12 protein-coding genes are annotated in these 10,931 nt (G+C 41.0%); 10 read left to right on the forward strand and 2 right to left on the reverse strand.

Translation table 11 applies throughout. From position 1 onward, the window contains the following. Positions 1-3 precede the first annotated feature (3 nt). Positions 4-306, reverse strand: coding sequence for a hypothetical protein (locus ACYTR8_RS06040; protein ID WP_269761071.1), 303 nt, complete (start codon positions 304-306; stop codon positions 4-6). A 194-nt stretch (positions 307-500) separates the two neighbouring features. Between ACYTR8_RS06040 and trhO the strand changes: the two genes are divergently transcribed. The 4 genes from trhO to ACYTR8_RS06060 all read left to right on the forward strand — a co-directional run bounded on the left by trhO (position 501) and on the right by ACYTR8_RS06060 (position 3,510). Further along, positions 501-1,487 (forward strand): oxygen-dependent tRNA uridine(34) hydroxylase TrhO, encoded by a 987-nt coding sequence (gene trhO / locus ACYTR8_RS06045; RefSeq protein ID WP_479641856.1) that lies wholly within the window; start codon positions 501-503, stop codon positions 1,485-1,487. 41 nt (positions 1,488-1,528) lie between these two features. Next, positions 1,529-1,723 carry a hypothetical protein gene (locus ACYTR8_RS06050; RefSeq protein WP_479641859.1) on the forward strand — a complete coding sequence of 65 codons (195 nt, stop codon included), beginning with the start codon at positions 1,529-1,531 and terminating at the stop codon, positions 1,721-1,723. Between the two features lie 78 nt (positions 1,724-1,801). After that, positions 1,802-2,410 carry a glutathione S-transferase family protein gene (locus ACYTR8_RS06055; protein WP_111716846.1) on the forward strand — a complete coding sequence of 203 codons (609 nt, stop codon included), beginning with the start codon at positions 1,802-1,804 and terminating at the stop codon, positions 2,408-2,410. 182 nt (positions 2,411-2,592) lie between these two features. Then, complete coding sequence (locus ACYTR8_RS06060) at positions 2,593-3,510, forward strand: TDT family transporter (protein ID WP_479641857.1); 918 nt, start codon at positions 2,593-2,595, stop codon at positions 3,508-3,510. 105 nt (positions 3,511-3,615) lie between these two features. Here the strand turns inward: ACYTR8_RS06060 and ACYTR8_RS06065 are convergent, their stop codons facing one another. Then, positions 3,616-3,792 (reverse strand): DUF3042 family protein, encoded by a 177-nt coding sequence (locus ACYTR8_RS06065; RefSeq protein WP_003057835.1) that lies wholly within the window; start codon positions 3,790-3,792, stop codon positions 3,616-3,618. 132 nt (positions 3,793-3,924) lie between these two features. On the opposite strand from ACYTR8_RS06065, the gene miaA reads away from it, so the two are divergent. The 6 genes from miaA (at position 3,925) to recJ (ending at position 10,675) form a co-directional block, all read left to right on the forward strand. Continuing rightward, entirely contained in the window at positions 3,925-4,815 is an 891-nt protein-coding gene (gene miaA / locus ACYTR8_RS06070) for a tRNA (adenosine(37)-N6)-dimethylallyltransferase MiaA (RefSeq protein ID WP_269761070.1), read from the forward strand. An 81-nt stretch (positions 4,816-4,896) separates the two neighbouring features. Next, entirely contained in the window at positions 4,897-6,135 is a 1,239-nt protein-coding gene (gene hflX, locus ACYTR8_RS06075) for a GTPase HflX (RefSeq protein ID WP_111716838.1), read from the forward strand. After that, positions 6,128-6,763, forward strand: coding sequence for a cystathionine beta-lyase (locus tag ACYTR8_RS06080; RefSeq protein WP_192942497.1), 636 nt, complete (start codon positions 6,128-6,130; stop codon positions 6,761-6,763). The genes hflX and ACYTR8_RS06080 overlap by 8 nt, the downstream gene beginning before the upstream one ends. A 14-nt stretch (positions 6,764-6,777) precedes the next feature. Continuing rightward, entirely contained in the window at positions 6,778-7,707 is a 930-nt protein-coding gene (gene rnz / locus ACYTR8_RS06085) for a ribonuclease Z (protein WP_129555567.1), read from the forward strand. Beyond that, a complete protein-coding gene (locus tag ACYTR8_RS06090; RefSeq protein WP_479640288.1) occupies positions 7,707-8,471 on the forward strand; it encodes an SDR family NAD(P)-dependent oxidoreductase in 765 nt (254 codons plus the stop codon). The genes rnz and ACYTR8_RS06090 overlap by 1 nt, the downstream gene beginning before the upstream one ends. Beyond that, a complete protein-coding gene (recJ, locus tag ACYTR8_RS06095; RefSeq protein WP_479641858.1) occupies positions 8,468-10,675 on the forward strand; it encodes a single-stranded-DNA-specific exonuclease RecJ in 2,208 nt (735 codons plus the stop codon). The genes ACYTR8_RS06090 and recJ overlap by 4 nt, the downstream gene beginning before the upstream one ends. The last annotated feature ends 256 nt before the right edge of the window (positions 10,676-10,931 follow it).

Raw genomic sequence — 10,931 nt, forward strand, 5'->3', positions numbered from 1 at the left:
GGATTAGAGGAGAAATTTTTCAATAACGATAGGATAATCCTTGTACTTCGTTTCCAAAATAGTAACCACTTCATCGTAGAGTTCCCGAATCTGAGCCCTCTTTTCAGGCATGTTAAAGCCAATGTAGTGAAATTGCGACTCAATGGTTGCAAATAAGTCATGAAAAAGCTGATTCATGATGTCAAGTTTATTAAGAAGCACCTGATCATCTTGGATAAATTCTGGTGGATTTTGATCCTCTCCTAAAGCAGCATCTACAGGAGACAGTGGATAAGTTCCATATTCTAAACAAAGTTCGTAAGTCATTACTCATAACCTCCTTGCTCCTATCTTAGCACTTTCTATCGAAAGCTTCTAATCATTTGTTTAACCTTCGTGACGGGATAAAAAACTTAGATAGTTAAGTTTTTTGTGACAAAAGAGACAAGCAAATGGTTTGCTTAGACCTTTTTTGACAAGTTATAATGGAGAGTAATTGAAATGATGACGAAGGAGAACACATGTCAGATAAGATTCGAGTTTTACTCTACTATAAATATGTCCCTATTGAAAATGCTAAAGCCTATGCTGCTGAGCATCTCGCTTTTTGTAAGTCGATTGGTCTTAAAGGTCGTATCTTGATTGCGGACGAAGGCATCAATGGTACGGTTTCAGGTGACTATGAAACAACTCAAAAATACATGGATTGGGTGCATAGCGATGAGCGCTTTGCAGACCTTTGGTTCAAAATGGATGAAGAAGATGAGCAAGCTTTCAAGAAAATGTTTGTCCGTTACAAAAAAGAAATTGTTCATCTTGGTTTGGAAGATAATGATTTTGATAACGACATTAACCCGCTTGAAACAACAGGTGCTTACCTATCACCCAAGGAATTTAAAGAAGCCCTGCTTGATGAAGATACAGTGGTTTTAGATACGCGTAATGACTATGAATACGACCTTGGTCATTTCCGCGGAGCTATTCGCCCAGATATCCGTAATTTCCGTGAATTACCACAATGGGTACGCGATAACAAAGACAAGTTTATGGAAAAACGTGTTGTTGTTTACTGTACTGGTGGGGTTCGTTGTGAGAAATTCTCTGGTTGGATGGTGCGTGAAGGCTTTAAGGACGTTGGTCAGCTTCATGGCGGTATTGCAACTTATGGAAAAGACCCAGAAGTTCAAGGCGAGCTTTGGGATGGGGCTATGTACGTCTTTGATGAACGTATTTCCGTGCCAATCAACCATGTCGATCCAACCGTAATCGGACGTGACCATTTCGATGGCACACCATGTGAACGTTACGTTAATTGTGCCAATCCATTCTGTAACAAACAAATCTTCACTTCTGAAGAAAACGAAGACAAATATGTCCGTGGTTGTTGTGCAGAATGCCGTGCCCATGATCGTAACCGTTATGTTGCAGAAAATGGCTTGAGCCGTCAAGAATGGGCAGATCGCCTTGAAGCAATTGGCGAAACCTTACCAGAATTTGTAGGTGCCTAATATCTCAAAGCAAATCAGGAAACTGGTTTGTTTTTTGTTATATAGATAATGAGACTGAATTGCAGAGACGTTTGCAACGAGATACTAGTGAACGTGGACGCCAAGCTCATTTTGTCATGCAGAGCCATCAACACCGAAGATGTCAATACCAACTCTACTTAGAACCTTTTCAAAAGAATTGTGAGTTTCTGTTGAACCAGTCTCAAAATAAGTGCCTCTTAGAAAGAAAAACATGAGACAAGGATACTTTATCCCTGAAAAGGTTTTCAAAAAGTGTTATACTTAACTTAATACTAATTAGGGAGGAAATTGCGATGAAACTTTATTATGCTCCTGGAACCTGTGCCTTAGCCTGCTGGATAGCTATGGAATGGGCACAATTGGATTACGAGGTAGAGAAGGTAAAATTGGGTTCTGAAGAATACCTTAAGATCAATCCTTTGGGGATGGTGCCAGCTTTACAGCTTGATGATGGTCAAATTATCACACAGGCAGGTACCATCTTGACCTTTATAGCGAAACAAGCTCCGAGAGCTCAGCTCATTCCCCAAGACAATATTTTGGCAGAAAGTCGATTCAACGAAATCATGGACTTCTTAACAGGTGATTTTCACCCTGCTTTTTGGCCAATGTTTAGCCCTCATCGCTACACTATTTCTCAAGAGAATCAAGCGCTTGAAGAAGTCAAACAAGCTTCTTACAAGCGGATTGATATTGCTATGACGCATTTAGATGGTCTTATTGGAGATAGTGGGCATGTTTATCACGATCAGAGAACTATTGCAGATGCTTATGCTTATGTCATGGCCTTATGGTCGCAAAAAACACCTAAATCATATGAAAATTACCCACATTTAGCTGCCTTTATGGCAAAAATGGCAGAGGATGCAGCTGTTAAGAAAGTGACTGCTGCGGCTCACTAATAAAACGATATAGGAGTAGGAATTGGATTCTTACTCCTTTTTGTGGTCTTTAACAGTGAAAACTCTTCCTGAGATAGTGGAGCATTTGTAGATTCTGGATGTTAAAAGTAACTCTGATATGTTAGAATAGACAAGATGAGATTACTCACAAAGACTTATTGATAGACAAGAAAAGGACTATTATGACACCTTGGAAGAACCCTCCTTTAGTAATGTCGGGATTGGCATTAGGAACCCTTTCCTTAGGCAATCTCTTGGCCACTTATTTCCCCCTATTTGGTTATCTGGGCCTCTCAGCCTCCCTATTTATCTATGGTATCTTGCTGGCTGGTATAATCAGAAACCCTCACGAGACGAAAATGCAGTTACGACAGCCTCTAATTGCTTCTGTTTTTCCAACGTTTTTTATGACAGGAATGTTGTTGGCATCTCTCTATCTAAAGGCAACGGGTGGGCAGTGGTTAGGTTATCTGGCTTGGTGGTTATTCTTTTTAGGGAATTTTGTTCTGATTGTCTATTATCAGTACCGGTTTGTTTTCCCTTTTTCGTGGGATAATGTCTTTCCTTCATGGTCAGTTCTCTTTGTAGGAATTGCTATGGCAGCACTGACGTCTCCTGCTAGCAAGCAGTTTCTGTTAGGACAAGTGATTTTTTGGGTATGTCTGTCTTTAACAGGTGTGATTTTACCCTTTATGGCAACAAAGGCTTATAGAATTGGTCTGGCTGAAGCGGCAATGCCCAATATTTCAACGTTCTGTGCCCCTCTGTCCTTGTTGTCAGCTTCTTACTTAGTAGCCTTTTCCAAGCCGCAAGAAGGAATCGTTCTCTTTCTTCTCATCAGTTCACAGGTATTATATGCTTTTGTGGTTTTGCAACTGCCTCGTTTACTCAATCGTTCCTTTAATCCCGGCTTTTCCGCTTTTACCTTTCCTTTTGTGATTAGCGCTACTTCTTTGAAAATGGCTTTAACTTATTTAGGATGGACTGGTTGGTTATGGCAAGGGCTCTTGTTTGCTGAAGTCTTGTTGGCGACAGCCTTAGTCAGTTATGTTTACGGAGCTTACTTGAACTTCCTATTTGGCTGCAAGAAAAATAGATGACAGAAGTGCTGTAACATGTGTAAGTTATTTCTTAAAAACTCATTAAGATAAAGAAAAAGGCTAGCACAGTGATAGGCTAGCTTTTTTTGATTATTGTCAATCTGATTAACGAGCAACACGACGACGCGCTGCTTTTTTGCGGTTTTCTTCAACGAAAGCCGCTTTTTCTTCTTCAGGATCAATAATTGTTTTTTTAACAGCAAAGACAGCACCAGCAACGGTAGCAGCAGTTGCTAAAACACCAGTCGCAAGACCCTTAACAAATTGATATTTCTTAACCATGATTATTCTCCATTTCTAGTGAAGGACCTCAGTGGTCCTTAATCTTATGTTATAATATATGGTAGCGAAAAATAAGCTATTTTTCAAGTAAAAGGCGTTTTTTGGACGCTTTTCTAATAGAAAGACAAGGAAATGACAAAAATAAAAGTAGTTGTGATTGTTGGTCCGACAGCAGTGGGGAAAACAGCACTTGGGATTGCCTTAGCTCAGGAGTTTAATGGTGAGATTATTTCAGGAGATAGCCAACAAGTTTATCGACAGTTGGATATTGGTACCGCCAAAGCTACCGCGGTAGAGCAAGCAGCAGCAGTTCATCACTTAATTGATATTCGTGAGGTGACTGAGTCTTATTCGGCTTACGATTTTGTTCAAGATGCTCAAAAAGCTATTTCAGACATTGTTAGTCGTGGGAAATTACCGATTATTGTGGGGGGAACTGGTCTCTACCTTCAAAGTTTACTAGAAGGTTACCACTTAGGAGGAACAGTAGACCAAGAGGCTGTAAAAGCCTATCGGAATGAGTTGGAGCAACTAGACGATCACGACTTGTATGAACGCTTGCAAGTCAATAACATTACCATTGAGCAGGTGAATCGCAGGCGGGCGATTCGAGCCCTTGAATTGGCTCAGTTTGCTGATGAATTAGAGAATGCCGAGACGGCTTATGAGCCGCTTATTATCGGCTTGAATGATGGCCGTCAAGTGATCTATGACCGTATCAATCAGCGCGTGGATCGTATGCTTGAAAACGGCTTGTTGGAAGAAGCAAAATGGTTATATGAGCATTACCCGACTGTTCAGGCTAGTCGTGGCATAGGTTATAAGGAATTATTCCCCTATTTTGCAGGTGAAATGACTTTGGCAGAAGCTAGTGATCAGTTAAAACAAAACACCAGACGCTTTGCTAAGCGCCAATTAACTTGGTTCCGTAATCGAATGTGTGTCCATTTTGAGACGATAACTGCCTCTGTTTACCCAAAAGTCATCTATGACAAGGTCAAACATTTCCTTGAGCAAGGATAAAACCTCTAGAGTAAGATTAGCAGAAACTAATGAAGGTGTGTTATAATAAAGTTTACGGAATTTGGAGGATTGGTAAAGGTAATGATTGAGACAAAACGTCAGCAGGAAAGAGTGATTCTTTTAGGCGTCGAACTGCAAACAACAGAACATTTTGACATGTCCATGACTGAGTTAGCTAATCTGGCCAAGACCGCCGGGGCAGAAGTTATTGGAAGTTTTACCCAAAAGCGGGAGCGTTACGATAGCAAAACTTTTATCGGTTCAGGAAAATTGGATGAGATTAAGGCGATTGTGGAAGCAGATGAGATTGATACAGTCATTGTCAACAATCGTTTGACTGCTAGACAAAACGCTAATCTAGAAACTGTTTTAGAGGTTAAAGTTATTGATCGTATGCAGTTAATCTTAGATATTTTTGCCATGCGTGCCAGAAGCCATGAGGGCAAATTACAAGTACACCTTGCCCAATTGAAGTATATGTTACCTCGCTTGGTTGGACAGGGCATCATGCTAAGCCGTCAAGCAGGTGGTATTGGGAGCCGTGGACCAGGTGAAAGCCAATTAGAATTAAACCGCCGTTCGATTCGTCATCAGATTGCTGATATTGAACGCCAATTAACTCAGGTAGAGAAAAATCGCCAAACCATTAGAGATCGTCGAGTGGGATCAGATACCTTTAAAATTGGCTTGATTGGCTACACCAATGCTGGAAAATCAACCATTATGAACTTGTTGACAGATGATAGTCATTATGAAGCCAATGAATTGTTTGCTACCTTGGATGCGACCACAAAGCAACTCTACTTAGAAAATCAATTTCAAGCAACCTTAACGGACACGGTAGGGTTTATCCAAGATTTGCCAACAGAATTGGTGGCTGCCTTTAAATCAACATTGGAAGAAAGCAAACATGTGGATTTGCTCTTACATGTGATTGATGCGAGTGATCCCAATCATAGCGAGCAAGAAAAGGTAGTTTTGGATCTCCTCAAAGAGTTGGACATGCTAGATATTCCACGCTTAGCTGTTTACAACAAAATGGATATGGCAGAGCAGTTAAGAGCTACCGTATTTCCAAATGTTAGGGTTTCAGCGCGTTCAAAAGACAGTAAACTTCTCTTGAGACGCTTAATCATTGACCAAATTCGAGATCAGTTTGTTCCTTTTACTATCAAAGTGCATCAAGACAAGGCTTATAAACTGTACGACTTGAATCGGGTAGCCCTTTTAGACCACTACACGTTTGACCAAGAAACCGAAGAGATATCTGGCTATATTTCCAAAAAACAGCAATGGAGACTTGACGATTTTTATGAGTGATTATATTGACTTAGCTAAAACATATGGTGGCTTTACCAATCTAGATGCTAACTATTTGAACCATCAACTAGCTGGATTAACAGATCAGCAAAAACTAGCTTTTATTACCCCGCCACCCAGTGTTATCAATGCTTACTTTGCTGAAATATATCAAAAACAGTCGCCGCAGGCTGCGACTGATTATTATTTTACGCTTTCTAAGGCTCTGGGGCTCTTTACTGACCACCCTTCCTTTGAGGAAATCAAGCCTTTTGTACGCCTCAATTTATCTGGAAAATCTTACGGATTTGCCTATCAGAATGACAAAGAAGTAGCCCTTGTTTTTTCTGAAAAAGCAGAGCCTAAGGATCCCACCCTCCTTTTTGAATTAACACAAATTTTCCCACAATACATGGTTTATGAAGATAAAGGCCAACTTAAAATGCAGGCCAAGCAGTTTGACCAAGGACAATCTGAAGACATTACGCCTGATGACGCACTCTTGACGAAGATTTACCGTCTAAAAAATGATGTTGTCTTGCTTAAAGGCTTTAATGTAGATGAACTCTGTACCCTTAGTCAAGCTTTTACTGGTCAACGTTATTATGACTTTGCCCAACGAGAATTTATGATTTACATTACCCAATAGAAAGAATAGACTGAATGGAATTACAATTTTTAGGAACCGGAGCCGGTCAACCTGCCAAACAGCGCAATGTGTCAAGTCTAGTATTGAAACTCTTAGACGAAATCAATGAAGTTTGGATGTTTGATTGTGGTGAAGGAACCCAAAGACAAATTTTAGAAACGACCATCAAACCTCGCAAAATTAAAAAGATTTTTATCACCCATTTGCATGGCGATCATATTTTTGGCTTACCAGGATTCTTGTCCAGCCGTGCGTTTCAGGCTAGTGAAGAGCAAACGGATCTTGATATTTACGGCCCTGTGGGTATCAAAACATATGTCCTGACCAGTTTGAAAATGTCAGGGTCTCGCCTTCCCTACACCATACACTTTCATGAATTTGATGAGAAATCTCTTGGCAAAATCATGGAAACAGATAAGTTTGAAGTTTATGCAGAACGCCTGGCACACACTATCTTTTGCATGGGTTATCGAGTGGTTCAAAAAGACTTAGAAGGTACCTTGGATGCTGAAGCCTTAAAGGCAGCAGGTGTTCCTTTTGGACCCTTGTTTGGCAAGATTAAAAACGGACAGGATGTTGAGCTCGAAGACGGTCGTCTGATTTGTGCTAAAGATTTTATTTCAGCCCCTAAAAAAGGTAAAATTATTACCATTATTGGTGATACGCGAAAAACGTCTGCTAGTGTTAAACTCGCTAAAGATGCGGATGTTTTGGTTCACGAATCAACCTATGGTAAGGGTGACGAGCGCATCGCTAGAAACCATGGCCATTCCACTAACATGCAGGCAGCGCAAATCGCCCATGAAGCAGGCGCTAAACGCCTCCTACTTAATCACGTCTCTGCCCGCTTTTTGGGACGTGATTGTCGCCAAATGGAAAAGGATGCCGCAACCATATTTGAGCCTGTTAAGGTGGTCAGAGATTTAGAGGAAGTGATTATTTAATGGCACAAAGAATTATTGTTATGACAGGGGCTTCAGGAGGGCTGGCTCAGGAAATTGTTAAACAGTTGCCTAAAGAAGATGGATTGATTTTGTTAGGGCGTAGCAAAGAGCGCTTAGAACATTGTTACAGGCATATTGACAACAAAGAATGCCTTGAAGTGGACATTACCGATTCAGCAGCCATTGAGGAGATGGTTGCCCAGATTTACCAGCGTTATGGCCGTGTGGATGTTTTGATTAATAATGCTGGCTACGGAGCTTTCAAGTCCTTTGAAGAGTTTTCCTCCCAAGAAATAGCTGATATGTTTCAGGTCAATACCCTAGCAAGTATTCACTTTGCTCGCTTGATTGCTCAGCAAATGGCAGAGCAGGGGCAAGGCCATCTTATTAACATTGTGTCCATGGCAGGCTTGATTGCATCCGCTAAATCGAGTATTTATTCGGCGACTAAATTTGCCCTCATCGGATTTTCCAATGCCCTTCGCTTAGAATTAGCGGATAAAGGTGTTTACGTGACCACCGTGAATCCAGGTCCCATTGCCACCAAGTTTTTTGAACAAGCGGATCCGTCTGGCCATTATTTGGAAAGTATTGGTAAATTTACTCTCCAACCAAATCAAGTGGCTAAGCGCTTGGTTTCCATTATCGGGAAAAATAAACGAGAATTGAATATGCCCTTTAGTCTAGCGGTAACTCATCAATTCTACACTCTTTTCCCGAAACTCTCCGATTATCTTGCAAGAAAGGTATTTAATTATAAATGATTAAATCCAAATATAGTTGGAAAATAGAAGACAAGAAGCCAGATGATGGCTTCTTTAAGCTAGCAAAAGCAAAAGGCCTGTCCCAGACCGCCGCTCAGTTGATTTACGAGCGAGGGATAAGGACTGAAGAAGCCTTAGATGAGTTTTTAACAGCGGACTTGTCTCAACTGCATGACCCTTATTTGCTACATGATATGGAAAAAGCTGTGCTAAGGATTCGTCAAGCCATTGAAGATGGTGAGCAGATTTTGATTTACGGAGACTATGATGCTGATGGCATGACGTCGGCATCCATTGTCAAAGAAGCCTTAGACATGATGGGAGCAGAGCCTTTGGTTTATCTTCCCAACCGCTTTACAGATGGCTACGGCCCCAACCAAAGTGTTTATAAGTACTTTATTGAGCAAGAGGCTGTCTCCTTAATTATAACAGTGGATAATGGAGTAGCTGGGCACGAAGCGCTTAGCTATGCTCAGGCACAGGGAATTGATGTCATTGTAACTGACCATCATAGCCTGCCTGAAGAATTGCCAGAGGCCTTTGCCATCATTCACCCTGAGCATCCCGATGCTGACTATCCTTTTAAACACTTGGCTGGCTGTGGCGTTGCCTTTAAATTGGCAACTGCTTTGCTAGAAAGTTTGCCAACAGACTGTCTAGATTTGGTAGCTATTGGAACCATTGCTGATATGGTAAGCTTGACAGGTGAAAACCGTGTCTTGGTCAAAAATGGCTTGACCATGCTAAAACACACTGAAAGAGTGGGGTTGCAGGAACTGATGTCCTTGTCTTCTATTGATTTGGACCAATTTACGGAAGATGCTGTTGGGTTTCAGATTGCTCCCCAGTTGAATGCCTTAGGTCGTTTAGATGATCCTAATCCAGCTATTGATCTACTGACGGGCTTTGATGATCAAGAAGCCCAAGCGATTGCCTTGATGATTAAGGAAAAAAATGAAGAGCGTAAGGCTTTGGTCCAAGACATTTTTGATCAAGCGATGGCTATGGTTGATCCTCAAAAACCAGTTCAGGTCTTAGCTCAAGCTGGTTGGCATCCAGGTGTGCTAGGTATTGTAGCGGGTCGCATCATGGAAGCCATTGGACAGACGGTCATTGTCTTAGCTATTGATAACGGTTTTGCGAAAGGCTCGGCCAGAAGTTTAGAGGCCATTAATATATTTGAAGCCTTAAGTGGGAATCGTGGTCTTTTTACAGCTTTCGGTGGACATGCTGGTGCAGCTGGGATGACTTTGCCCGTGGATAATTTAGAAGCTTTATCGGACTTGCTTTGTCAGTTTGTGATAGAACGTGGCTTAGATCAGACTGCTAAAAATACGTTAACTATTGATGAAAGGCTGTCTTTGGAGGATCTTAGTCTTGATACTTTAAAGAGTTTGGACAAACTAGCCCCCTATGGGATGGATCATCCTAAGCCAATCTTTTATGTTAAGGATATTAAAGTTAGTCAAGCGCGTACCATGGGTCAAGACCAGAGTCATCTTAAATTCAAAGTCAGCCAGGGTAAGACCTCCGTTGATGTTCTGGCTTTTGGTCAAGGAAGCCAACTACAAGACTTTCAACAAGCTACTGGTTTAGAGTTAGCGGTAACTTTATCCGTCAACCACTGGAACGGCAATACCAGCCTTCAACTAGTGTTGGTTGACGCTCGTGTTGAAGGGGTGCAGTTGCTTGATTTACGGTCAAAAACAGCTAAACTACCCGAAGGTATTCCGACGATTGAGGAAGATCCCAATGCAACAGTTATTGTTATTAAAGAGCTTCCGGAGTCTTTTAAAGACTGGCGTCATCAGTTCGCTGATAGAACCTTCGATGCCATTTATTTTAAAAATCAGATTAAACACCCCTATTACCTAACAGGTTTTGGAAGTCGTGAACAGTTTGCTAAACTCTATAAAACCATTTACCAATTTCCAGAATTTGATGTGCGTCATAAATTGACTGACTTGAGTCGCTACTTAAACATTGACAAACTTTTATTGATTAAGCTCATTCAGATTTTTGAAGAGTTAGCTTTTGTGACGATTGAAGATGGCCTGATGACAGTTAATCCGCAAGCGCAAAAGCGAGATATTTCTGAGAGTCGTATCTACCAAGACCTAAAAGAACTCGTGAAGTTCCAAGAAATCATGGCCTTGGCCAGTCCTCAAGAAATGTATGATTATTTGGTCAATTCGAAACCATAATCATGCCTGCCTTCAGAAAACGGTTAACGCTTAATAAAGTAATAGGTAAAGAACTATTCCCGTTGTTGTTTATCCCAATTATGATAAGGGTTTGCTGAACAGTAAAAAGAAAAATCGCCACGATAAAGCAGCGATTTTTCTCTTTTATGAGCCTCAAAAAACGTCAAAGCGTTATAATAGTTAGTGCAAATATCTCTATTAACGAGGTCTCACTATGCACATTATAACACAACTCAATCTCTTTGAAGACCAAGAA

The sequence above is a fragment of the Streptococcus sp. F2 genome (assembly GCF_056500955.1).